The 22,701-nt window shown below is 62.1% G+C and carries 25 protein-coding genes and 2 pseudogenes; 16 read left to right on the top strand and 11 right to left on the bottom strand.

Annotated elements, in window-relative coordinates; translation table 11 throughout:
* Nucleotides 1-18 precede the first annotated feature (18 nt).
* Nucleotides 19-105 (top strand): annotated as a pseudogene (locus tag ACKFRY_RS11985) (hypothetical protein); the annotation flags it as partial.
* Nucleotides 106-116: 11 nt separating this feature from the next.
* Here ACKFRY_RS11985 and ACKFRY_RS11980 read toward each other — a convergent pair.
* Nucleotides 117-1,103 (bottom strand): ABC transporter ATP-binding protein, encoded by a 987-nt coding sequence (locus ACKFRY_RS11980; RefSeq protein ID WP_408922930.1) that lies wholly within the window; start codon nucleotides 1,101-1,103, stop codon nucleotides 117-119.
* A gap of 44 nt (nucleotides 1,104-1,147) precedes the next feature.
* Between ACKFRY_RS11980 and ACKFRY_RS11975 the strand changes: the two genes are divergently transcribed.
* Together ACKFRY_RS11975 and ACKFRY_RS11970 are read left to right on the top strand one after the other, a co-directional pair.
* Complete coding sequence (locus ACKFRY_RS11975) at nucleotides 1,148-1,987, top strand: biotin--[acetyl-CoA-carboxylase] ligase (protein WP_408922929.1); 840 nt, start codon at nucleotides 1,148-1,150, stop codon at nucleotides 1,985-1,987.
* Nucleotides 1,988-2,024: 37 nt separating this feature from the next.
* Nucleotides 2,025-2,465: a hypothetical protein gene (locus tag ACKFRY_RS11970; RefSeq protein ID WP_179387465.1), complete on the top strand. Its 441-nt coding sequence runs from the start codon at nucleotides 2,025-2,027 to the stop codon at nucleotides 2,463-2,465.
* Here the strand turns inward: ACKFRY_RS11970 and budA are convergent.
* A complete protein-coding gene (gene budA, locus ACKFRY_RS11965; RefSeq protein WP_408922928.1) occupies nucleotides 2,443-3,174 on the bottom strand; it encodes an acetolactate decarboxylase in 732 nt (243 codons plus the stop codon). The genes ACKFRY_RS11970 and budA overlap by 23 nt on opposite strands.
* 79 nt (nucleotides 3,175-3,253) lie before the next feature.
* Between budA and ACKFRY_RS11960 the strand changes: the two genes are divergently transcribed.
* The 3 genes from ACKFRY_RS11960 to ACKFRY_RS11950 all read left to right on the top strand — a co-directional run bounded on the left by ACKFRY_RS11960 (nucleotide 3,254) and on the right by ACKFRY_RS11950 (nucleotide 5,433).
* Nucleotides 3,254-4,369 (top strand): 5-(carboxyamino)imidazole ribonucleotide synthase, encoded by a 1,116-nt coding sequence (locus ACKFRY_RS11960; RefSeq protein WP_408923434.1) that lies wholly within the window; start codon nucleotides 3,254-3,256, stop codon nucleotides 4,367-4,369.
* 24 nt (nucleotides 4,370-4,393) lie between these two features.
* Nucleotides 4,394-4,894 carry a 5-(carboxyamino)imidazole ribonucleotide mutase gene (gene purE / locus ACKFRY_RS11955; protein WP_005326706.1) on the top strand — a complete coding sequence of 167 codons (501 nt, stop codon included), beginning with the start codon at nucleotides 4,394-4,396 and terminating at the stop codon, nucleotides 4,892-4,894.
* 257 nt (nucleotides 4,895-5,151) lie between these two features.
* Entirely contained in the window at nucleotides 5,152-5,433 is a 282-nt protein-coding gene (locus tag ACKFRY_RS11950; RefSeq protein ID WP_250408846.1) for a type IV toxin-antitoxin system AbiEi family antitoxin domain-containing protein, read from the top strand.
* On the opposite strand, the gene ACKFRY_RS11945 is transcribed toward ACKFRY_RS11950, so the two are convergent.
* On the bottom strand, nucleotides 5,430-5,681 hold the full coding sequence (locus tag ACKFRY_RS11945; RefSeq protein ID WP_040424847.1) for a type II toxin-antitoxin system Phd/YefM family antitoxin: 252 nt from the start codon (nucleotides 5,679-5,681) through the stop codon (nucleotides 5,430-5,432). The genes ACKFRY_RS11950 and ACKFRY_RS11945 overlap by 4 nt on opposite strands.
* Nucleotides 5,682-5,750: 69 nt before the next feature.
* Between ACKFRY_RS11945 and ACKFRY_RS11940 the strand changes: the two genes are divergently transcribed.
* Nucleotides 5,751-6,017, top strand: a complete 267-nt coding sequence (locus ACKFRY_RS11940) for a type II toxin-antitoxin system RelE/ParE family toxin (protein WP_250408847.1) — start codon at nucleotides 5,751-5,753, stop codon at nucleotides 6,015-6,017.
* On the opposite strand, the gene rbsD is transcribed toward ACKFRY_RS11940, so the two are convergent.
* Genes rbsD through ACKFRY_RS11910 form a run of 6 tightly spaced genes read right to left on the bottom strand, consistent with a single transcriptional unit; the run spans nucleotide 6,014 to nucleotide 11,681 of the window.
* Entirely contained in the window at nucleotides 6,014-6,388 is a 375-nt protein-coding gene (gene rbsD, locus ACKFRY_RS11935; RefSeq protein WP_250408848.1) for a D-ribose pyranase, read from the bottom strand. The two genes, ACKFRY_RS11940 and rbsD, sit on opposite strands and share 4 nt — an antisense overlap.
* Complete coding sequence (locus ACKFRY_RS11930) at nucleotides 6,381-7,289, bottom strand: ribokinase (protein WP_250408850.1); 909 nt, start codon at nucleotides 7,287-7,289, stop codon at nucleotides 6,381-6,383. Before ACKFRY_RS11930 ends, rbsD begins: the two co-directional genes overlap by 8 nt.
* A complete protein-coding gene (locus ACKFRY_RS11925) occupies nucleotides 7,286-8,200 on the bottom strand; it encodes a substrate-binding domain-containing protein (RefSeq protein ID WP_408922927.1) in 915 nt (304 codons plus the stop codon). Before ACKFRY_RS11925 ends, ACKFRY_RS11930 begins: the two co-directional genes overlap by 4 nt.
* A 12-nt stretch (nucleotides 8,201-8,212) precedes the next feature.
* Nucleotides 8,213-9,154 carry an ABC transporter permease gene (locus ACKFRY_RS11920; RefSeq protein ID WP_408922926.1) on the bottom strand — a complete coding sequence of 314 codons (942 nt, stop codon included), beginning with the start codon at nucleotides 9,152-9,154 and terminating at the stop codon, nucleotides 8,213-8,215.
* Nucleotides 9,151-10,695 carry a sugar ABC transporter ATP-binding protein gene (locus ACKFRY_RS11915; protein WP_179387471.1) on the bottom strand — a complete coding sequence of 515 codons (1,545 nt, stop codon included), beginning with the start codon at nucleotides 10,693-10,695 and terminating at the stop codon, nucleotides 9,151-9,153. The genes ACKFRY_RS11920 and ACKFRY_RS11915 overlap by 4 nt, the downstream gene beginning before the upstream one ends.
* Nucleotides 10,692-11,681: a LacI family DNA-binding transcriptional regulator gene (locus ACKFRY_RS11910; RefSeq protein ID WP_408922925.1), complete on the bottom strand. Its 990-nt coding sequence runs from the start codon at nucleotides 11,679-11,681 to the stop codon at nucleotides 10,692-10,694. The genes ACKFRY_RS11915 and ACKFRY_RS11910 overlap by 4 nt, the downstream gene beginning before the upstream one ends.
* Before the next feature lie 130 nt (nucleotides 11,682-11,811).
* Here ACKFRY_RS11910 and ACKFRY_RS11905 point away from each other — a divergent pair, with 130 nt between their 5' ends.
* The 6 genes from ACKFRY_RS11905 to galK all read left to right on the top strand — a co-directional run bounded on the left by ACKFRY_RS11905 (nucleotide 11,812) and on the right by galK (nucleotide 17,551).
* Nucleotides 11,812-12,255, top strand: coding sequence for a YdcF family protein (locus ACKFRY_RS11905; protein WP_408921455.1), 444 nt, complete (start codon nucleotides 11,812-11,814; stop codon nucleotides 12,253-12,255).
* Nucleotides 12,256-12,451: 196 nt separating this feature from the next.
* On the top strand, nucleotides 12,452-13,351 hold the full coding sequence (locus tag ACKFRY_RS11900) for an aldose epimerase (RefSeq protein ID WP_408922924.1): 900 nt from the start codon (nucleotides 12,452-12,454) through the stop codon (nucleotides 13,349-13,351).
* An 11-nt stretch (nucleotides 13,352-13,362) separates the two neighbouring features.
* Nucleotides 13,363-15,012, top strand: a complete 1,650-nt coding sequence (locus ACKFRY_RS11895; protein ID WP_250408860.1) for a sodium:solute symporter family protein — start codon at nucleotides 13,363-13,365, stop codon at nucleotides 15,010-15,012.
* 10 nt (nucleotides 15,013-15,022) lie between these two features.
* Entirely contained in the window at nucleotides 15,023-15,265 is a 243-nt protein-coding gene (locus ACKFRY_RS11890) for a cell wall anchor protein (RefSeq protein ID WP_250408862.1), read from the top strand.
* Nucleotides 15,265-16,359 carry a galactose-1-phosphate uridylyltransferase gene (galT, locus tag ACKFRY_RS11885; protein ID WP_408922923.1) on the top strand — a complete coding sequence of 365 codons (1,095 nt, stop codon included), beginning with the start codon at nucleotides 15,265-15,267 and terminating at the stop codon, nucleotides 16,357-16,359. Before ACKFRY_RS11890 ends, galT begins: the two co-directional genes overlap by 1 nt.
* On the top strand, nucleotides 16,352-17,551 hold the full coding sequence (galK, locus tag ACKFRY_RS11880) for a galactokinase (RefSeq protein WP_408922922.1): 1,200 nt from the start codon (nucleotides 16,352-16,354) through the stop codon (nucleotides 17,549-17,551). The genes galT and galK overlap by 8 nt, the downstream gene beginning before the upstream one ends.
* Before the next feature lie 172 nt (nucleotides 17,552-17,723).
* Here galK and ACKFRY_RS11875 read toward each other — a convergent pair whose 3' ends face one another.
* Nucleotides 17,724-18,767, bottom strand: coding sequence for a ribonuclease HI (locus ACKFRY_RS11875; protein WP_408922921.1), 1,044 nt, complete (start codon nucleotides 18,765-18,767; stop codon nucleotides 17,724-17,726).
* 251 nt (nucleotides 18,768-19,018) lie between these two features.
* Between ACKFRY_RS11875 and ACKFRY_RS11870 the strand changes: the two genes are divergently transcribed.
* The 3 genes and pseudogenes from ACKFRY_RS11870 (at nucleotide 19,019) to ACKFRY_RS11860 (ending at nucleotide 22,043) form a co-directional block, all read left to right on the top strand.
* A complete protein-coding gene (locus ACKFRY_RS11870; RefSeq protein ID WP_179387475.1) occupies nucleotides 19,019-19,921 on the top strand; it encodes an endonuclease domain-containing protein in 903 nt (300 codons plus the stop codon).
* A 187-nt stretch (nucleotides 19,922-20,108) separates the two neighbouring features.
* Nucleotides 20,109-21,272: an NRAMP family divalent metal transporter gene (locus ACKFRY_RS11865; RefSeq protein WP_302259716.1), complete on the top strand. Its 1,164-nt coding sequence runs from the start codon at nucleotides 20,109-20,111 to the stop codon at nucleotides 21,270-21,272.
* A pseudogene (locus ACKFRY_RS11860) lies at nucleotides 21,272-22,043 on the top strand (putative hydro-lyase). Before ACKFRY_RS11865 ends, ACKFRY_RS11860 begins: the two are co-directional and overlap by 1 nt.
* On the opposite strand, the gene ACKFRY_RS11855 reads toward ACKFRY_RS11860, so the two are convergent.
* Nucleotides 22,040-22,660 (bottom strand): GntR family transcriptional regulator, encoded by a 621-nt coding sequence (locus tag ACKFRY_RS11855; protein WP_179387477.1) that lies wholly within the window; start codon nucleotides 22,658-22,660, stop codon nucleotides 22,040-22,042. The pseudogene ACKFRY_RS11860 and the gene ACKFRY_RS11855 overlap by 4 nt on opposite strands.
* Between the last annotated feature and the right edge of the window lie 41 nt (nucleotides 22,661-22,701).

The following is a 22,701-nucleotide window of genomic DNA, read 5'->3' as shown; positions in this document are numbered from 1 at the left end:
CGCGGTGAGCTCGACGCCTGGCTGCATTACTACAACCGGCATCGTCCCCACACTGCGTGTGGAGACCAGCCGCCGTTTTCACGTTTGACTTACCGCTCCGGTTAGTTCAGCTAGTCCTAGGCGATGCGACGGCCCGTTTCTGGATCGAAGCGGTGCGCCTCGCGTGGGTTGAAGGTCAGTACCACCGCTTCACCCCGCTGCGGTGGGGTACCTTCGGCGCGGGCAACTAGACGATTGTCGCCAACGGTGACGTAGACATAGGACTCGGCTCCCAGCTCTTCCACAATGTCTACGACGCCTTGGAAGCCCACCGGGCCCTTATTAATGAACATCTTTTCCGGGCGCACGCCCACGCGGGAACCGTTGTAATCAAAGATATTCATCGCCGGCGAGCCGATGAAACCGGCGACGAATTCGTTCGCGGGGGCGTCGTAAAGCTCGCGCGGCGGGGCTACCTGCTGTAGCTCGCCGTCCTTGAGTACCGCCACGCGGTCGCCCATGGTCATAGCCTCCACCTGGTCGTGGGTGACATACACCGTCGTCGTGCCCAGGCGCTGTTGGAGGCTGGCCAACTCCGCGCGGGTTTGCACGCGCAACTTGGCGTCCAGGTTGGACAGCGGCTCGTCCATAAGGAAGGCCTTCGGCTCGCGCACAATAGCGCGGCCCATGGCCACGCGCTGACGCTGGCCACCCGAAAGATCCTTGGGCTTGCGCTTGAGATACTCGGTCAGGCCGAGCGTTTCCGCCGCCTCGTGCACCTTGGCTTTGATCTCGGATTTGGGAAGCTTTGCCAGCTTCAGGGCAAAGCCCATGTTCTCCTCCACCGTCAGGTGCGGATAGAGGGCGTAGTTCTGGAAAACCATGGCAATATCGCGATCGCCTGGTTCCAGGTTGGTCACGTCCTTGCCGTCGATGGTGATGCGGCCGTTGGATGTAGGTTCCAGACCCGCCAAGGCACGCAGCGTGGTGGACTTGCCGCAACCCGAAGGGCCAACGAGTACCAGAAATTCGCCGTCCGCGATATCGAGGTCCAAGTCCTTTACCGTGGGCGCGCTCGCGCCGGGGTAGGTGATGTTGACCTTTTCAAAAGTGACCTTTGCCATGCGCAACACACTAGCACCATTGGTGGCCGGTATCCTTGAAGCTTATGACTGCACTTGATTTGGAACGTATTCGCACCGCGCTGGCGAACGATTTCACCACCATCGATTTCGTGGAAAAGACCGGCTCCACCAATACCGATTTGATGCAGGCCACCAATGTTGCGGATGGCACCGTGCTGCTTGCCGACGAGCAATTTTCCGGCAAGGGCCGCCTCGGCCGCACTTGGACCGCGCCGGCCGGCTCCCAGGTAATCTTCTCCGTGCTCCTGCTGCCGGAATCCCTCGAGCAGCTGGGCACCTTGCCGCTGGCCGCGGGCCTTGCGGTGACCGATTCGATCGAGGGTACCGTGCTCAAGTGGCCAAACGACGTGCACATCGACGGCAATAAACTGTGCGGCATCCTCGCCGAGGCCGGTCCCGTGGGCCAAGCCTTCAAGGCCGCGCCAAAGACCGAGCTCACCAAGGTGGAGGTAGGCAAGGCCGAAGTCAACAAGGCAGAGGTTAATAAGGCAGTAGGTGGCGCCGCACCATCCGCGCGCGTCGTCGTGGGCATGGGCATCAATGTCACCCTGACGCGTGAGGACCTACCTATTGAAAAGGCGACCTCGCTCGAGCTCGAAGGCCGTGATACTGACCGAACCGAGCTGGCCATTACCGTGCTGAAGAACCTGCGCCGTCGCATCGTGCAGTGGGAGAACCAAGATCCGCAGCTCCTGCGCGACTACCGTGCGGTCTGTTCTTCGCTTGGCCAAGAGGTGCGCTTGGAAACCCCGTCCGGCGATGTCACCGGACACGTCGATGACATCGGCGAGGACGGCCGCATCATGGTCGCCGGCGAGTACTACTCCGCGGGTGATGTCACGCACCTGCGCCCGCAGCAGTAGACCTACACGGTAGACACGCGAGGTAGCATCCATAGCTATGGGACTAATGAAGATGGGCCAAGGAGAGGTCAAACGTGCGGATGTCTCCGCGCCGTTTCGCGCGCTGATTTTCCCCTTCCTCGAGCTCATCCTCATCACCGGCCTGCTGTGGATTGCCATCGGCTGGTGCGATGTCCAAGCAGTAGACCCGATGCTGCGCAATGGCCTCGTCGCGGTGTGGGCGCTGCTGGGAATCTGGCGCTTTCTCATTCCTCTTTATAAGGCCCGCCGCAAGCGCTTCATCGTGACTAATAGGCGCGTCATCGCGCGCGAGGGCCGCAATATAGATTCGATTCCACTGCAGGATATCCGCGGCGCCCGCAAGCGCCGGGGCGGGGTGTCCCTAGCCATTCACGGCTGGGACCGAGCCATGTATTTTCCCAACGTGGCCAGGCCCAAGCGCGTGGCTGAGATTATTAACGATCGCCCTTGGTTTTAACCTCCGTGGTGTGCAGCTGGCTATCCAGATCCTCGGGAGAGAGGTTGGCCCGGCTGAATTCTTGCGTCAGCGGCAGGCGCAGTTCTAGGTCGGAGGCGGGGCAGAGCTCAACCGTTGCCTCATCCACTACGTAGTCCAGCACGTGGCCACCGGAGGTGCGGGCGGCGTCGATAAAGTGCACGTGGCAGCCCGGTACCGAGATTCCCTTTTCATAAACGGGGGTGCGGAAGCCGCCGATGACGCCCTCGACGTCCTTAAAATGCAGCTCCTTATCGCCGCCCACGGCTTCTGACATTGGCGGGTAGGGCTTTTCTTGCTTGACCACCGTGCGGGTGGTCACCTCCTTGAACGTGCCCACGATGCGCACCGCGTACATATAGTTGGCGGAAGGCTCGAGTTTATCGATGAACGCGGAGAGCTGATCGCGGCGCAGGCCCGCGGGGGCGTCGGCAGTAATGCGCGGGACAAAGTTCGTGGCCACCGCGTAGGGGGTGCGCTGGTCTAGGTCTGCAATCTGCGCGGAGCCATCGCCGCGCAGCTGGTAGCAGGTGCCGTCCAAAATGATCATCTCTCCGTCGAGGCCATCAAAGGTGCCGAGGCCAAAATTGCCCTTACCAAGCAGTTCCGAAATGGTCATTTCGCCGTCAAAAATGCCGTCCAGCAAAGCGGACATGAGGGAATTTTGGAAGATGGTATGACGAGTGAACATAGTATCCAGGCTAGTATTGGGGGACGTGAGTGACTTAAAGCCTATTGTAACTGTTTGTGGCGACGGCCAGCTGGCTCGCATGATGCAGCCGGCCGCCGCGGAACTCGATATTCACCTGCGGATTCTGGCTAGCAAGCCGGATTCCTCCGCCGCGCAGGTCACCCCGGACGTGGTGCTGGGGGATTACACCTCCTTGGAGGAGCTGCGCGGTGTGGCAGAGGGCGCGGATGCCATTACCTTCGAGCATGAGCATGTGCCCAACGAGCACTCCGCCGCGCTTATCGACGCCGGATTTAACGTCCAGCCCCAGCCCACCGCCCTCATTTATGCGCAAGATAAGCTCAAGATGCGCGAAAAGCTCGCCGCGCTGGGCGCTCCCGTGCCGCGCTTTGCCGCCATCGACTCGGTGGCCGATGCCCGCGCCTTTTTCGACGCCGTCGATGGCCGCGTGTGCCTCAAGGCCCGCCGCGGTGGTTATGACGGCAAGGGCGTATGGTTCCCCACCGCCGATAATTGCTTTGAGCTGGTCTCCGAGCTGCTCGAGGCCGGAACCCCGCTGATGGCAGAGGAAAAGGTGGAACTTACCCGCGAGCTTTCCATCTTGGTCGCCCGCCGTCCTTCCGGCGAGGCCAAGGTGTGGCCGATTACCCAATCCCGCCAGGAAAACGGCATCTGCGCCGAGGCCATCGCTCCCGCCCCTGGCCTTACACCGGAACTTTCCCAGCGCGCCTCCGAGCTGGGCCTGTCCATCGCTGAATCCCTCGGCGTGACCGGCGTGCTGGCCGTCGAACTCTTTGCCTTCGACGGCCCCGAAGGCGAGGATATCTCCGTCAACGAACTGGCCATGCGCCCGCATAACACCGGCCACTGGACCCAGGATGGCTGCGTGACCTCCCAATTTGAGCAGCACCTGCGCGCCGTGCTCGACCTCCCCTTGGGCGCAGTCGACGCGCTCGCCCCCGTCACCGTGATGGCCAATGTTTTGGGCGCTGACGAAGATCCCACCATGCCTATGCCGGAGCGCGTCCGCGAGGTCATGCAGCGCTACCCGCAGGCCAAGATTCACCTTTACGGCAAGGACCACCGCCCAGGCCGCAAGATTGGCCACGTCAACGTCACCGGTGAAGATACCGACGAGACCCTGACCATCGCCCGCCAGGCCGCGCACTTCCTCGTGCACGCCGAATGGGCTTAAATTCCTTCCTGTAGAAAGGACACTATGCAACCGCACGTAGGCATCATCATGGGCTCCGATTCCGATTGGCCCACCGTTGAACCCGCCGCTCAGGTCCTCGCGGACTTTGGCATCCCCTTCGAGGTCGGCGTGGTCAGCGCCCACCGCACCCCGGAAAAGATGCTGGCCTATGCCAAGGAAGCCCATACCCGCGGGTTGAAGGCGATTATCGCTTGCGCCGGCGGTGCCGCGCACCTTCCCGGCATGGTCGCCGCGGCCACGCCGCTGCCGGTCATCGGTATCCCCCGCGCACTAAAGGATCTCGATGGCCTCGACTCCCTCCTGTCCATCGTGCAGATGCCCAGTGGCGTGCCGGTAGCCACCGTCTCCATCGGTGGTGCGAAGAACGCCGGCCTGCTCGCCGCCCGCATCCTCGGCGCTGACGACCCCGCCATCCAAGACAAGATGGTGGACTACCAAAAGCAGATGGCCGAGGAAGTCGAGCAGAAGGATAAGAACCTGCGCGACAAGCTGCTGGGAGAGTAGTTCTCCGGTCTAAGGCCAAACAAAACAAGCACGTTTTAGCCAAAACCACGTAGTTTTTCGGCAAAACGTGCTTGTTTTGTCTCCTAAGCTTTAGCGAAGTTCTCGTCGCCCCTTGCCAACATGCAAAACAAGCACGATTGGGCAAAATTCGCGGAGGAAAAGGATAAAACGTGCTTGCTGTGCATCGTTGTAGCCTGCGGCGTGAGGAAGCGTGCTCTAAGCTTTCGGGCAGGGGGATAATGCTCAAAGGGGGAAGCATGGAAGAAGTACTGGTTTCAGGCCTAAGCAGGGGAGAACTGCAAACTCATGTAGCGAATGGAAAGATAATCCGAATCGGCCGCGGGATCTATACGTGGCGGGAACCGACTGCCATGGAGGTAGCTCGCATCCTACACAAGCGGTGGCCTGGAATCATGCTTTCAGGCAGCTCTGCGGTGCAGCTGTACTCCAAGAAGGAGATGACCTTTCCTCTGAAATTTGCCTACAGGCATGTCGTGAGTGGTTCGCAGTGGTTTGAAGCCGAGGCAATTTACGGCTAGCGCCCTTCAATTTCTTCCGTGACCTGCTCAAAAGAGAAGCGTTCGCCGGTATCGGCTGCGCGGGCTTGGCGGAGGGCTTCAGCATCTGCGGCGGCTTCGAGGCGGTCAAGGAATGCTAGTTCTTGAGGCGAAATGATAACTGCGGCTTCCTTACCGTTGCGGGTGACAACGGTGCGGGTGCCTGCGTAGTGGGCTTGGTCAATGACCTGGCCTAAGCGGGTGCGGAGTTCGGAAAGTGGCAAAGACAATGAAAGCTCCTAATGCATCAAAGTACTACTAGTACTAAGTTAGCAAAGAGTACAATTTTTTAAGAGGTCATGGACTACAACATCGCGTTTACGCGGCAGGCTAAGCGAGAGTTACAAAAAATCCATCGGGGAAACCGAAAGCACTATCAACGGATTAAGCGCGCGATCGGTGGACTGGCTAAAGACCCATATCCACCAGGATCTATCGCTTTGTCCGGCAGGAGTGGCCGAAGAATAAGGGTGGGAAATTACCGCGTGCTGTACTCCGTTGAGGAGCAAGAAGTGCTGGTGGAAGTGTTTACCGTAGGGGCACGCGGAAGCGTTTATAAGCGCTAGAAGGGCACGCCGGAGCGCAGGATGACATTGGCAAACGGCGTGGTGGAACCGGTGCGCACGACAAAGGAGGCGCGGGCGACCTCGCGCTTGAGGTCGTCGTGAGAGACCTCGGTAAGCGGTACTGCGGGAAGCAGGCAGCGCACCTCGGGCGGGGTGGTATCGGCGATGGTGGCGGCTTCGACCACGACCTCATCGAGGAGGGCCGCCAGGGTATCGGCAAAGGTGGGGATGCCGAAGGTCAGCGTGAGGTCGATGACGGGCACAGCGTGGGGGATGGGCAGGCCGCAATCGGCGATAACGAAGGTATCGGTGTGGCCCAAGCGGGCGACGGCGCTGGTGAGCGCGGGATTGAGCAGGCCGGATTTACGCATCGGTGACCTCCGGCAGGGCGGATTCGGTGGTGGGGTAGGACGGCTGTGCGCCGTTGCCGGTGGCGGCGAAGGCGCCGACGCGGGCGGCGAAAGTGGCGGCATCGACAAGCGAGGCACCGGTGAGGAGCTGGGCGCAGAACGCACCCGCGAAGGCATCGCCGGCGCCGGTGGTATCCACGGCGGTCACGCGCGGGGTGGGGATGTCCGTGCCGCCCTCCGGGGTGGCCACGTAGGCGCCGTGGGCGCCAAGGGTGAGTACAACAGAGCGGAAACCGGCCTCTACCAGGCGGTGGGCGAGCTCGCGCGGGGCACCCTCTGCAGGTAGTCCGAGCTGGTCCAGGATGAGCCCTGCTTCATGTTCATTGGCCAGCAGGGGATCGGCCTGCAGGAGCGAGTCGCGGTCGACCTCGACCACGGGCGCGAGGTTAACCACCACTCGGCCCTGGGCCGCCTCGACCGCGGCCTGGAAACCGGAGGCGGGGATTTCGCCCTGGAGGAGGACTACATCGGCATCGGCGATGGTGGAGGCGCGGGAGGAGACAAAGGGGGCGTCGACAAGCGCGTTGGCACCGGGGGAGATGACGATGGTGTTCTCGCCATCGGCCGAGACAGTAATGACGGCGAGGCCGGTATTGGTATCGGCCTGCTCCACGGCGCTCAGATCGATGCCGGAGGTGCGCATGTAGTGCATGGCGGGCTCGGCATAGGGATCGGAGCCGACCGCGCCCACGAAGGCCACGGTAGCGCCCAGCTGCGCGGCCGCGACAGCCTGGTTAGCGCCCTTGCCCCCGGCCAAGATGTCGCCGCCAGAGCCCAGGAGGGTCTCGCCGGGCTGTGGGTGGCGCTCGGCGTGCACGATGAGATCGGCATTGATGGAACCGACGACGGTTAGCTTGCTCATTGGAAATCCTCCACATTGTCGCGGGTGACGGTGATGACCTCGACGGGGACGTTCTTCTCCGCCGCGCCACCGTGCAGGAGCGCTGCGGCTTGTTCGATGGCGCGGGCACCGAGCTCTGCGGGCTGCTGGGCGATGGTAGCTTCCAGCTTGCCATCTTTGACCGCCTTGAGGCCATCGAAGGTGCCATCAAATGCCACCACCTTGACCTCAGATCCGGCGCGCGAGCCCAACGCCTCGACCGCGCCGAGCGCCATTTCATCGTTCTCTGCAAAGATGGCCTTGATATCCGGGTTGGCCTGCAGCAAGTTGGTGGCGACGTTGAGTCCTTCCGTGCGGTCGAAATTCGCCGATTGCTTGCCGACGACCCGAATGTCCCCGTACTTCGCAATCTGCTCTTCAAAGCCCTTGCCGCGCTCCCGCGAGGCCGAAGTGCCAGCGGTGCCCTGCAGGATGAGGATATCGCCCTTTTCCCCAATGGCTTCAGCGAGCTTATCCGCCGCCTGCGCGCCACCGGCGACGTTATCGGAGGCCACCATGGAATCCAGCTCTACGCCGTTGACATCGCGATCCACGCCGATGACGGGCACGCCGTCATTTTTGATGCCGCGAACGGCCGGGGCAACGGCATCGGAATCGGTGGGGTTGACCACGACGACCTTGGCGCCCATGGAGGTGGCATTGCCCAACTGATTGACTTGCTGGGCGGGGTCATCGGAAGCGTCTTGGATGTCTAGCGGAACGCCGAGTTCCTTGGCCTTACCCTGTGCGCCGTGGCGCAGTTCGACGAAGAAGGGGTTGGTCTGCGTCGAGAGCGCTAGGGTGATGCGGTTGCGGTCTTCTTCCGAGCGATTGCAGGAGGCAAGGCCCAGCGCGAGGGCAGGTACGAGGAGGGTGGCGATGAGCTTTTTCATGGCGGGTGCTCCTTAGTTGGCCGTCTTATTGCGGATGACGTCGAAGCCGACGGCCAGCGCGATGACCAGGCCGATGACGATCTGCTGCCAAAAAGAGGAGACGTTGAGCAGGTTCAAGCCATTGCGGATGACCGCTAGCAAGATGGCGCCGACCAGGGTGCCGGTGGCCTTGCCTCGGCCACCGGAGAGCGAGGCGCCGCCGATGACGACGGCCGCGATGGCATCGAGCTCATAGCCGGTGCCGGCCTGCGGCTGTGCGGATTCGAGGCGGCCGGCCATGACCATGCCGGCCCAGGCGGCGAAGAAACCGGAGAGTGCGAAGACGGCGATCTGGATGCGCTTGACCGGCAGGCCCGAGAGGCGGGCGGCCTCCAGGTTGCCACCGATGGCGTACATGGAACGGCCTAGCACCGTTCGCTCCAAGATGAACCAGCAGATGAGCCCGGCGATGACCATCATGATGATGGGCACGGGGAAGCCGGCGATATCGCCGCCAAAGGCGTTGACGGACGGGGCGGTTTCAATCGGCGAGCCCTGGGAGATGACCAGGGTGAGGCCGCGGGCGATGGACATCATGGCTAGCGTCGCGATGAAGGAGGGGATCTTGCCCCACGCGGTGGCCATGCCGCAGATGGCGCCGGCCAGCGCGCCGACGATCAGGCCGAGAAGCAGGGTGAGCCAGCCAGGCAGTCCAGCGGTGGAGAACATATAGGCAGAGACCATGGCGCCGAGCGCGGCGACCGAGCCCACCGAGAGGTCGATACCGGCGGTGACGATGACAAAGGTCATGCCGAAGGCCAAGATGGCCACCGTGGCGGCCTGGATGCCGATATTGAGCAGGTTCGCCACGGTGAGGAAGTACGGCGTAGCGATAAACAGCGCGATGCACAGGGCAATGAGGCCGACGAGCGCGCCATTATTCATGGCCCAGTTAACTACTCGATTCTTGGTCATGCTTCATCCTTGGGGTTAGTGCCGGCAGGCGCGGCAGCAGAGGCAGAGGTAGAAGAGGTCACATTGGATACGGCAAAGGCCATGACCTCGTCTTGGGTGGAGTCCTTAGGGAGCTGGCCGGCGAGTTGGCCGCCGGACATGACGAGGATGCGGTCGGACATGCCGAGCACCTCGGGCAGATCGGAGGAGGCCATGAGAACGGCGCCCCCGGCAGCGGTGACCTCATTGATGATGTTGTAAATCTCCACCTTGGCGCCGACGTCGACGCCGCGGGTGGGCTCATCGAGGAGGAGGACCTTGGAACCGGCCAGTACCCAGCGGCCAAAGACCGCCTTTTGTTGGTTGCCGCCGGATAGGTTCCGGATGGGTTGGGAGAGATCGGCCATGCGGATGCGCAGCTTCTCCGCTACGTCGCTGGCGCGACGGCGTTGGCCGCTGCGGTCTGCCAGCCCCGCCTTAGCGGTGGGGTAGAGGGTGGCGAATCCGAGGTTATCGCCCACCGAGGCGTCCAGAACTAGTGCTTGGGATTTGCGGTCTTCGGGGATATGGCCCACGCCGGCACGGATGGCGGCGCGAATATCGCCGCTGCGCAGCTGGGTGCCGCCAACGCGAATGGTGCCGGAATCGTATGGGTCAGCGCCCGCGATGGCGCGAATGATTTCGGTGCGGCCGGCGCCCACGAGCCCGGCGAGGCCAACGACTTCGCCGGCATGGACGGTGAAGGTGACGTCGTGAAAGGCGCCGTCGGCAGTCAGCTCGGAGACCTCCAACAGGGCCTCGCCGCGCTCGGGAGGAACCTCGCGCGGGTATTGGTTTTCAATCTCGCGGCCGACCATGAGGCGCACCAGCTCGTCTTCGTCCGTATCGGCTGGGACCTCGGCGATGAAAGAGCCATCGCGCAGCACGCTAATGGTTTCTGCAATGCGCGCCAGCTCCTCCAGGTGGTGGCTGATAAAGACCATGGCCACGCCCTTGGCCTTGAGTTCCTCGAGCACGGCAAAGAGTGCATCAACCTCCTTGCCGGTGAGCGCGGCCGTGGGCTCATCCAAGATGAGGATGCGCGCGTTCATGGACAGCGCCTTGGCGATTTCTACGAGCTGCTGTTTGGCCACACCCAGCTCACCCACCGGCATGTCTAGGTCCACGTCCAAGCCAATAAGGTGCAGTGCCGCTTGGGCTTGTGCCTTGAGGTGCTTGCGATTGACCAATCCAAAGCGGCGTGGGGTGCGCCCAAGCATGATGTTCTCGGCCACGGACATGGTGGGCACAAGGTTGAGCTCTTGGTGAATGGTGGCGATTCCCAGCGCCTCAGAGGCCTTGGTATCTGGGATTTTTACCTCTGTGCCATCTACCAGGATGCGGCCGGAATCTGGTTCGTGCACTCCGGCAATCATCTTGATGAGGGTGGACTTGCCGGCGCCATTTTCACCCAACAAGGCCTGCACCTGGCCGCGGCGGACGGTGAGGTCTACACCCTTAATGACCTCCACCGGGCCGAAGGATTTGGTGACATTGTCCAGGCGCAACACGCAGTCACTCATGGCGTGGCTCCATCGAGTTGGTGGGCGGTGGACATGCGCGGGATGTAGCGGGTTTCTAGCACCTCGCCTTCCGGTTGGTGCTTTTCATTGATGGCCGCGATGAGCTTGGCCGTGGCGGTCTCGCCCATTCTGGCAACATCCTGGTCCACCACTGAGATAGGGGAGGGTTGGAAGCGCAGGTAGATGAAGTCATCGAAGCCGACGAGCGCGATTTCTTCTCCGATGCGCTTGCCCGCATTATGGCAGGCCTCCAGCGCGCCGGCCGTCATCATGGAATCGCCGGCAATGAGCGCGGTGACGCCTTCTTGTAGGAGTGCGAGGGCTCCTTTATAGCCCTCGCGGTGGCGGTAGCTGCCGTGGTGGATATGGGTAGGCATGCCGCGGGTGGCGGCCTTGAAGGCTTGGAGGCGCTGGCGGCCGGTGGAGGTTTCCTGCGGCCCGGAAAGGTAACCGATATGCGTGTGCCCCTTCTCTTTGAGCTGTTCCACGGCTTGTTTCATGCCCGTGTGGGGGTCTGATAGCACTGCTGGAATCTGGCCCAGGGCGCGGTCAATGAGCACGAGCGGGCGGTAAGCGCGTGCCTGCTCCAGCGCTTCTTCGGCGCCTTCGAGAGGTACCGCGATAATGCCGTCTACCTGGCGTTCCATCAGGGCATCGAGGGACTTGACTAGACGCTGCGGTTCCTCGCCGCAACTGGTAATCATCGTGGCGAGTCCCTGCTTATCGGCGGCCTCTTCAATGGCTGCGGCCATTGCGGCGAAGTAGGCATTATCTAGGCTGGGGATGACCAAGCCGATGGCGTTAGATCGGGAGCTGCGCAATGCTCGGGCTTGGGCATTGGGCCTATAGTTGAGCTTGATGGCCGTGTCCTTGACGCGTTGGCGCGTGGGCTCCGAGATGGCTGGGTTCCCCGAGAGCGAACGGGACGCGGTGGAAATGGATACTCCAGCAGCAGCGGCCACGTCCTTGAGGGTGGTTCCGGCCATGCTGTCCTCCTTGGTTTAGGCGTGTGGGCCGGCTTCTGGCCCTCCTGAGTGCAATCGATTGCACATTTGAGTTAAAGGTACGGCTATTTCCATCTTCCTGTCAAGAGCTGGCAAGTCTATGCTGGTATCCATGTCTGACCCGCTCCTCGTCCTGGGCTCCCGCGTAACCCACGGCTATCCCGGCGCCATGCTGCGCTCGCGCCTAGACAAGGCGTTGGCGCTCTATAGCGGTCAGCAGATTATTGTCTCCGGCCGCGGTGAGGCGGGTCCCATGGCTACATACCTCATTGAACGCGGCGTGCCGGCCGAGCGGGTAGTGGTGGAGCCGGAAGCCACGAGCACTAATGAAAATCTAGAAAATGCCCACCGCTTGGCCCCGGATGCCGTATTGCACGTGGTGACCAATGATTTTCATATCCTGCGCACGGCGCTGTGGGCCTGGCACCTCGGCATTGCCGTGCGCCTGCATCCCGCGCGCACCCCGTGGCGGTTGAGGCCGCGCAATTACCTGCGCGAAGTCCTGGCCACGCCACACTCCGCGGCGCGCATAGTGTGGCGACGGATGCGGGGATAGCGCTCCTGCCTCGGTGTGGCGGCTCGCGGCCCATAGGTGCCTCCAGCCCCGAAAGAGGTTAACAAGCGGTTAACTCTACTGCGGTGAGCAGCTGAAATAGAAGGTATTCGCGGGTAGTTATGCAAACGATTGACCTGTGCTTTGCCGTACTCCTAGGCTAAATCCAACGAAAGTTATAGCCAGAAAGGTCTTTGTTATGACCAGTGGAGGAGCGGCTGGCCCTGACGCCGACTACCCCAGCGTCGCACTTGCCCACGGCGATTATGCGGCTGAGATCGGTCTATTCGGCGGTGCACTCAAAGCGCTGACCTATCGCGGCGCGCCCTTAGTAGAAAGCTACGAAGGCAAGCCGCCGCTGATGGCCGGAGTGGTGCTGGCGCCGTGGCCCAATCGCACCGAAGATGGCTGGTTTGAATGGCAGGGGACCGGACACCAGTTGGAGATCAACGAGCCGGAGCGCAATAACGCCATCCATGGATTCGCGGTGGATAGGTGGCGCGTCACGGAACGCTCGGACAACCGGGTGGCTCTTGCCTTTGATATTGAGCCGCACCAGGGCTGGCCGTGGGCGATTCAACTAGAGGCCACCTACGCCCTCGATGAGCGGGGATTGCACCACCAGCTCACCGCCCGCACCGCGGAACCCGGCGAGGTTCCCTTCGCCTATGGGCTGCACCTCTACCTCTCCCCACAGGGAGCTGGGGCGGAGGAGGCGGTGCTCAGTGTGGACGTCGGCAAGCGCTACCTGCTAGGCGCCCGCAACCTGCCTACGGGAAAGGCGGAGCAGGTGCGCATTGTTAATCAGCCCATCGCCAAGGTGGACTGGGACGATTGCTTCCACGGCGAAGGCCCACTGACGGCCGTGTATTCGGCCGGTGGAAAGGGCGTGCGCCTGGAGATGGGCGAAGGCCTGAACTGGGTGCAGATGTTTACCCCGGCCGATTTCCCGCGGGCGGGCGGCCTCGGCAAGGCATTAGCCGTGGAGCCCATGAGCGCGCCGCCGAATGCGCTGCGCAGCGGGGAAGACCTCGCGCGCCTGAGCGCTCAGAAACCGCAGAGATTCACGCTGCGCCTTGCAGCAGAGAACAATAACTAGAAAGGTCAGCCATGGAGACTGCTGAATCCGTATTGAGGCTCGATGCCTCCTGGGTGGACTACTTCTTGGTAGCCATCTACTTCCTCTTCGTGCTGGGCATCGGCTGGGCCGCCAAAGCTCGAGTGTCTAGCTCCATCGACTTCTTCCTCTCCGGCCGGGGACTGCCCGCCTGGGTGACCGGCCTGGCTTTCGTCTCGGCCAACCTGGGTGCGGTGGAAATCATCGGTATGTCCGCCAATGGCGTGGAGTATGGCTTCCAAACCATGCACTACTTCTGGATCGGCGCCATCCCGGCCATGGTCTTTTTGGGCATTGTGATGATGCCGTTCTACTACGGTTCCAAGGTGCGCTCGGTACCGGAGTTCATGCGCAAGCGCTTTGGCAATGCCGCACACCTGGTCAATGCGATTTCCTTTGCCGTGGCCCAGCTGCTTATCGCCGGCGTGAACCTGTACTTGCTGGCCACCATCGTGGAGGCCCTGCTGGGCTGGCAGATGTGGGTCTCGCTCCTTGTGGCCGGCCTTATCGTGCTGTCCTATATCACCCTGGGTGGCCTTTCGGCCGCCATTTATAACGAGGTCCTCCAGTTCTTCGTCATCATCGCCGCCCTCGCTCCGCTGACCATCATTGGTTTGAACCGCGTTGGTGGTTGGAATGGGTTGAAGGACGCGGTGGCCCAGGATTCGCACTTCCACACGTGGCCGGGCACGGACATCTCCGGTTTTGAGAACCCAGTGTGGTCCGTCATCGGCATCGTGCTGGGCCTCGGCTTCGTGCTTTCCTTTGGTTACTGGACCACCAACTTCGTCGAGGTGCAGCGCGCCATGGCCTCCGATTCCATTTCGGCCGCCCGCAAGACTCCGATCATCGGCGCCTTCCCCAAGATGTTCGTTCCCTTCCTCGTGGTCATTCCGGGCATGGTTGCCTCCGTTTCCGTGGCCGACTTGATGGAGGAGCGCGCGGAGCCGAATGACGCCATCCTGCTGCTCATGCGCGACCTTTTGCCTAATGGCCTGCTGGGCGTGGCGATCGCCGGCCTGCTCGCTTCTTTCATGGCCGGCATGGCCGCGAATATCTCGGCCTTTAATACCGTCATCTCCTATGACATCTGGCAGACCTACGTGGTCAAGGACCGCGAGGATGACTACTACCTGAAGTTCGGCCGCATCGCCACGATTATCGCCACCGCTATTGCCATCTTTACCGCGCTGCTCGCGCAAAACTTTGGCAATATCATGGACTACCTGCAAACCCTGTTTGGCTTCTTCAATGCGCCGCTGTTTGCCACTTTCATTCTGGGCATGTTTTGGAAGCGCATGACCCCGCACGCCGGCTGGTCGGGCCTGGTAGCCGGTACCGGTTCCGCCATCGCTTTCTGGTACGTCGCGTCCTTCACTGACCTCATCAACCTGCCGGGCCAGGGCACGGCCTTCGTGGCGGCCGGTGTGGCCTTCGTGGTGGATATCCTGGTATCCATCGTGGTCACCCTGTTCACCCAGCCTAAGCCGGATAGCGAGCTGGTTGGCTTCGTCTCTTCCGTGACCCCCAAGGACCACTTTGAGGACTACACCGAAAAGTCCTTGCCGTGGTACCAGCAGACCGTCCCGCTGGGCATCATTTGCCTGGTGATGGCCGTAGCCCTCAACGTCATCTTCGCCTAAGGAGCCCAACATGTCTGAGAAAAAGCGCGCGGGTGCATTCGACCTGCGCAACGTCATCGCCGCACTCCTCGGCCTCTACGGCCTGATTTTGCTCGGCTGCTATTTCTTCCTTGACCCAGGCATCAACCCGGATACCGGGCAGGCGAAGAACGCTACCGATAACCTATGGGCAAGCCTTGCTTTGCTGGCCGTGGCCGCTGCCTTTGTGCTGTGGGCACGCCTGAAGCCCATCACCATCCCAGGAGAAAACTAATGGTTGAGATTACCTCTGCCACGCTTGCCGACGGCCGCGAGATCCTCTACTTCGACGACCAGCCCCACCCCGACCGCGTGCTTGTCGACGCCCGCGACATCCCCACCGTTGCCCCCGCTTCCGAAATGCGCCGGGATCCCCTAACGGGGGATTGGGTGGCCTTTGCCGCCCACCGCATGAACCGCACCTTCTTGCCACCGGCCAACGAGAACCCGCTGGCGCCCACGCGCGAAGGCCAGCTGCCCACGGAGATCCCCAGCCCCAGCTATGACGTGGTGGTCTTCGAAAACCGCTTCCCGTCCTTTGCCACCGCCGCGGAGATCGAGCACCCGGAGGAAGATAACCTGCTCGGCATGGTGCCGCGCCTTCCTGCCCGCGCCCGCTGCGAGGTGGTCTGCTTTACCGAGGACCCAGCCCTATCCTTCAAGGACCTGCCGGAATCGCGCATCCGCACCGTCATCGAGGCCTGGGCTCACCGCACCGCCGCGCTATCGCAGATTGACGGCGTGCAGCAGGTATTCCCCTTTGAAAACCGCGGCGAGGAAATCGGCGTGACCCTCCAACACCCGCACGCCCAGATCTACTCCTATCCATTCCTCTCGCCGCGCCTGCGCTCCATCGTGGATTCCGCCCGCGCCTACGACGGCGACCTCTTTCAGGATCTCCTCGATCGTGAGCGCGCCGCCGGTACCCGCATCATTGCTGAGACCGAGCACTTCACCGTCTTTGTTCCCGCCGCCGCCAAATGGCCGCTGGAAGCCATGGTCATGCCCAACGAGGAAGTACCCGATTTCGCCGCGCTTTCCGACGCCCAACGCGCCGACCTCGCACCCCTCCTCAAAAAGCTGTACTCCGCCGTGGACCGCTTCTTCGATGGCGTGGACAAGACCCCGTATATCGCCGGCTGGACCCAGGCGCCGGTGGATCCGGACCTGCGCCCCGGCATCCGCATGCACCTGCAGCTCTTTTCGCTCATGCGATCGCCCGGCCGCATGAAGTACCTTGCCGGTTCCGAGTCCTCGCAGGCCGTGTGGATCAATGACACCACCCCGGAGCGCATCGCCGCCCGCTTCAAGGAGATCTGGGATGCTTAACTGGATTGACACCCGCAGCGATGACGAGCTTGCCGCCGCAGCCCGCGACCTCTTCGCCGCTTCCTTTCCGGACGCGCCCGAGCCCGCCGGCGTGTGGGCCGCTCCCGGCCGCGTCAACCTCATCGGCGAGCACATCGATTACGCCGGCGGCGCCTCCATTCCCTTTGCGCTGGAACAAAACACCGCCGTCGCCGTCGCACCCCGCACCGATGGCCTTCTCCGGATAGCCTCCGAATACGACGGCAGCGTTGCCCAGGCCAGCCTCCCACTCTCCGAAGTCCGCCCTGGCCACCCTTCCGACTGGTCCGGCTACGTCGCCGGCACCGTCTGGGCCGCCACTGCCGCGGACGTTCTGACCTGCGCCGGCCTCGATATTGCCATCGTCTCCGATGTCCCCGTCGGCTCTGGTCTGTCCAGCTCCGCCGCCCTCGAGTGCTCCGTTGCCGTGGCCGCCTACGAGCTTTGCCACGGCAAAGCTCCCGATGACGCCGCCCGCGCGCAGCTGGCCCAGGCTTGCATCCGCGCCGAAAACGAGGTGGTTGGCGCCTCTACCGGCGGCCTGGACCAAAACGCCAGCCTCTTCGGCCAGCGCGGCAAGGCGCTCTTCCTGGATTTCTCCACCGGCGCCGTCGAGCGCGTGCCGTTCAATATCGAGGCCCAGGACATGGTGCTGCTTATCGCGGACACCAATGCCCCGCACACGCTTTCCGACGGCCAATATGCCTCCCGCCGCGGCATCATCGACGCCGTCCAGTCTGCCGCCGGCCACACCATTCGCGAAATCCCGGATGCCGTCGCCTTTGCCGCCACCGTCAACCCCCAGGAGGCTGAACTCTACCGCCGCCGCGTGCGCCACGTGGCGGAAGAGACTGAGCGCACCTTAGCCGCCGCTACCGCGCTCACCTCATCCGACCTGGCAGAGTTCCGCCGCCTCATGCGCGAAAGCCACCTTTCCCTGCGCGACCTGTATGAAGTCACCACTCCGGAACTCGACTCCGCTTTCACCGCGGCTGGCGAACTCGGTGCCCGCATGACTGGCGGCGGCTTCGGCGGCGCCGTCATCGCGCTCATCCCGCGCTCCGCCGTGGAGTCCACCGCCCAGGCCATTTACGACGCTGCAGCATCCCGCGGCTTCCCAGAGCCCACCTTCTTGGTGGCCCGCCCGGGAGACGGCGCCCGCCGCTTGGCTTAAGCTCCGCAGGCCGGCTCGGCTCAGTCGCGCCCCTCCCAGCGCGCCTATTGTCGTTAGGTCCATACTGATCAGGCTGATCTGAAGGCTGGGCCGCCTCAGATCGGCCCTAACTCCCTCAATTCGGCCTGATCAGATCAGCCCTAAGCCTGTCCCAAAGCCCTAAGCGTTCGGATCACAACGCCGAGAGAGCTTTCTGAATCCCCTCGCGCAGCGTCTCGCGAGACTGCTTCATCGGATGCGCAATCGCGCGCAACCCCATGTACGCAATCTGGTCGGCCGCCCGATTCAGCGGATCGCCCGCATGCCCGAGCACACGGCGAATGTCGACCTCGCATTGGCCTTGGATATCGCCCCAAGCTTGCTGGAATCGGGACCGCGCACCCGAAGACACCCCTCGCCACGTGCGCCCCGGCCGTGATGCTTTAGAGCCGCGCTTATGCACAATCTGCTCGACCGCCTCCAAAGCGGCTACGGAATCTGACTCAATAACCGCCTTGCGAGCACCCACCTTGAGCAGGTATTTCAGCGCAAGCGTCAGTGCTTCGAGCTCAAGCTCATCCGTGCTCGCCTTGGTTTCTCGAGTTCGCAATCGGTAGTCGCCGTTTCCCGCAACGAAGCACATCGACCCCTTGAATACGGTATCGGAGGAAGCATCGGTGGCTATGCGCACCACGTCGCCCTCGGCCCACGAGGAGGCGCGCGAGAAGTTCGGCCACCAGTGTGCTTTCGGCGTCTCTACCTGTGCCGCTTGCTTCTTTTTCGGCGCCTCACCCATCTTGCGCGCCTTGCGTGCGGTGATGCCGGCTTGTTTTCTGCGCACGGAGCTCGCGCTCTTCGAAGCCCTATTTTCTTCCGCAAAGCTTCCCGTCACCGTGAAACCGTCGGCCGTGAGTGCCGCTCGCAATGCATTTTGCCTGCGACCAGTGACAATCCACACTCGTCCGTCGAGTCCCTTGAGCACGCGTTTGACCTCGCGCACGGCGATATCGACGATATCGCCCTTCTTCGTTTGGCCGCGGCGCACAAAACGCGTCTGCTTGGTATTGACCGCGATGACCCAGCCTTCGATGGTGCCGTTGGGGGCGGAATCCCAACGCTCGTCCCAGAGCGCGACCGCAACGTGGATTGGTGCCGAGACCATATCCGAGGTGATCTTGCGGGTGCCGTAGGTGCGCGATTGCGTACCGGTTAGTTCTGAGAGCTCGATGGGTTCCATTATCTCTAGTAAAGCACGGTTAACCGTGCTGCTGAATTATCCCCCACACCGCCGCTGTGAACTGCTTCTCCTTAGGTCGAATGTGATCGAGCCGATCTGAGTACAACCCACCCTCAATTCAGCCTCAACGCCCTCAATTCGGCCCGATCACCTTGGACCTAATATTCCGACCCTCACTCAAGGTCCTCGGAAATTCACCTTCCTGAGCCTCATGACGCGTGCCCCGCCCCGCCAGCCGCGAAGATGAAACCATGATTACAGATCACTTCATCAACCTTCGTTACGCCGGAGCCGAAAGTCCGCACCATTTAGCCCTCCAGCGCGGTGAGCTCACCCAGATAGCGCCCTGGGTCGCCGTTCCCACGGCCACCTGGAGGCAATGGGTTCGCCATAAACAACAATTCGCCAAAGTAGTCGCTGCCGGGTGGAGCACCCACCGCGCCGTCCTCATCGGCAAATCGGCCGCGCGGCTGTGGGGAATGTGGGTAATTTCCGGGGAAGGGGAGGAGGTGGAGCTAGCGGTGCCTTCGGGAAGCGTTCCCCCACGCAGGCTCACCCCGAAAGGCTACCGGTACCGCCGAGTAAAGTCCCTTCAAGAATCCACGGTGTCGATAGCGGGTGTGCGCGCCACGAATCCCGCCCGCACCTGCCTCGAAATCGCCCGGCTACACGGATTCCCAGATGGCCTGGTAGCTACCGATTCTGCCCTCGGCCGACACGACGTCACTACATACGACCTGCGCGAAGAACTGGCAAAAATGCAGCGCACGAGGGGACAAGCAGCCATGCGTAAGGTTATCGAGCACGCGTACGGCGGATCGGAATCGCCCTATGAGTCCTATCTGCGAGCCCTTATTATTGAGCGTTTCCCGCAGGTGAAAATTGAGCCCCAGAAATCGCTGCTCGGGAAATATCGGGCGGATCTTTGTCTCGATGGCTGGCTGGTACTCGAGGTCGATGGCGATGCCAAGTATGACGGCACCTATGGCGAGGCACCCGCCCACGTGGTCAAGCAGCAGATAAAGAGGCAGCGAGCGCTAGAAAACCGCGGATACGTGGTGCTGCGCTTTGGCCCCAGCGATATGAAAGCGCCGGACGAGGCATTGCGGATAATCGCTAGCCACCTGGGAAAACGTGGCAGAAAAGTAGCCTAGATCACCCCCGCGCCACCCCACAACGCATAAAAGTTGTTGAACAAAAGGCATAGCAACCTTTAAGATGATGCGCATCACAAATTAATGCGACCTGCATCACGAAAGGTGAAATCTAGTGAGTGCTGAGACATCACACGCCGCTCCGGCGCAGGCAGGGGACAAGACCCCGCCCAAAGGCCTCGGCGCCATGGCCGGTGCCATGTTCCTCATGGCCACCTCCGCCATCGGTCCGGGATTTTTGACCCAGACCTCGGTCTTTACCGTGCAGATGGGTGCGTCCTTCGCGTTTGCGATTATGCTGTCCATCCTCGTTGATATCGCCATCCAGCTCAATGTGTGGCGAGTTCTCTGCGTGACCGGCATGCGCGCCAATACCTTGGGCAATACCGTGCTCCCTGGCCTGGGCTGGGTGCTTGCCGTATTCGTGTTCATCGGCGGCGCAGTCTTCAATATTGGCAATATCGCCGGTTCTGGCCTGGGCATTAACGCGATGCTGGGCATCGATTCGCGCATCGGCGGCGTCATTGCCGCGGCCATCGCGATCTTCATCTTCCTCTCCAAAAAGGCGGGCATGGCGCTTGACCGTCTCGTCGCGGTCTTGGGCGCGGTCATGATCCTGCTGATGCTCTACGTTGCGGTGGTCAGCCAGCCACCGGTGGGGGAGGCGCTCAAGAATACCGTCGCGCCGGGCGAGATCGACTTCTTCGTCATCACCACCATCATCGGCGGCACCGTGGGCGGCTATATCACCTTTGCCGGCGCGCACCGCCTCATCGATTCCGGCCACACCGGCGTGGAAAACGTCAAAAACATTACCTATACCTCGGTAAGCGGCATCGTGGTCACCGGCATCATGCGTATGCTCCTTTTCTTGGCGGTTCTCGGTGTGGTGGCCACCGGCGTGGCGCTTTCGGACGACAACACCGCGGCCGATGCTTTCTACAATGCCGCCGGCGAGTTTGGCCTGCGCGCCTTCGGCGTAGTCCTCTTCGCGGCCGGTTTGTCCTCGGTTATCGGTGCCGCCTATACCTCGGTATCCTTCGTGACCTCCCAGGACACCTCGACGCGCACCCGCAATATCCTCACCATCATCTTTATTGCGGTGTGCACGGTAGTCTTTGTGGCCATCAACTCCGCGCCGCAGAAGTTGCTCATCTTCGCCGGCGCCATCAACGGCCTGATCCTGCCCATCGGTTTCGCCCTCGTGATGTGGGTAGCCTGGCGCCGCCGCGATCTCCTGCAGGGATACAAGTATCCCAAGTGGTTGCTGATTATCGGCACCCTGGCGTGGGTGCTCACCATCTTCATCGGCTTCAAGGCTTTCTCCGGCATTACCGAGCTGTGGGCATAATGCAGACTCCGGAGCAGGTGCGCGAGTATGCGCGCAGCCATGACATGGCCACCACCGCCGGGCATGCCCGCGGCTTCATGCAGGCTAACCTGCTGGCCGTGCCGCAGGAATATGCCTTCGATTTCTTGCTCTTTGCCCAGCGAAATCCCAAGCCATGCCCGATTGTGGGCGTGCTGGAAGCCGGTCAGTACACCTCCGAGCTACTGCCGGGTGGGGACATCCGCACCGATATTCCGGCCTACCGCGTCTTTGAAAACGGCGAGCATACAGCCACGCTTGCCGACGCCACCTCCTACTACACCCCAGACATGGTCAGCTTCCTTATCGGTTGCTCTTTTACCTTCGAGACTGCGCTGCAGGATAACGGCATTGAGGTCGCGCACATTGCTCAGCAGCGCAATGTGCCGATGTTTAAAACCACGATTCCCACCACCCCGGCCGGTGTCTTTTCCGGTCCCATGGTGGTCTCCATGCGCCCGATTCCGGCCGCGCAGGTCTCCGATGCCGTGCGGATTACCTCCCGTTACCCATCTGTTCACGGCGCCCCGGTTCACGTGGGTGACCCGGCGGCCATTGGTATTGAGGATCTGTCCCGCCCCGATTTTGGTGATCCGGGCGAAGTGCCAGAAGGGCTGCCTGCCGGTCTTTTGGGCCTGTGGGGTGACTCCGCAGGCCATCGTGATGGAATCGAAGCCGTGCCTAGCCATTACGCACGCGCCGGGTCAGATGCTCGTGACCAACGCCCGCGATCAAGATTTCCTCATTCCTTAATCGTCCAGCACGGCGAGGATCTTCTCGCAGGTATTCATGAGGCTGTCATGCGCAAGCGTGGCGGCCTCGCGGCGTTTTCCATCCGCGATGAGCGTGGCCAAGGTGATGTTTCCTTGAATGTGGTCCGCATGCAGCTGCGGATAGCGAGGAATGGCTAGCAGGAAGGTGAGCCGCATGCGGGCGAGCAGGTTATCCATCTGCTCATTAAGCGTAGGCGAGCCCAGCGCGGCCACCAGCGTGCGGTGGAAGCGTTGGTTGATGGCGGAGACTTCCTGGTGCTCGCCGCGTGCTGCGTAGTCGAAGGCGGAGGAAGTGAGGGTGACGAGCGAGGGGGCGTCGGCAAAAGCGCCCCACCGCACCGCCGCGGGCTCGATGGCCGCGCGGGCGGCAAAGAGGTCACGGATATAGTCTGCGTCCGGCGTGGCGAGGAAGACGCCGCGGTTGGGGATGCGCTCGACAATGCGCTCCGCGGCGAGCCTAGTGAAAGACTCGCGGAGGGTATTGCGCGAGCAGTGAAAGCGCTCGGCCGCCTTGACCTCGCTGAGCTGCTCGCCCGGCTGGAACTCGCCGGCGGAGATGGCCTCGCGCAGCTCGGAGGCGACAGACTGGGAAAGCATGACCACAACTGTACTAAAAAGTTATGCACCTCACATTGGAG

The organism is Corynebacterium tuberculostearicum, assembly GCF_046097255.1.
In the GTDB taxonomy this organism is placed as follows: domain Bacteria; phylum Actinomycetota; class Actinomycetes; order Mycobacteriales; family Mycobacteriaceae; genus Corynebacterium; species Corynebacterium tuberculostearicum_J.
The sequence above is the reverse complement of the archived record's forward strand: the minus strand, read 5'-3'. Positions and strand labels throughout refer to the sequence as shown.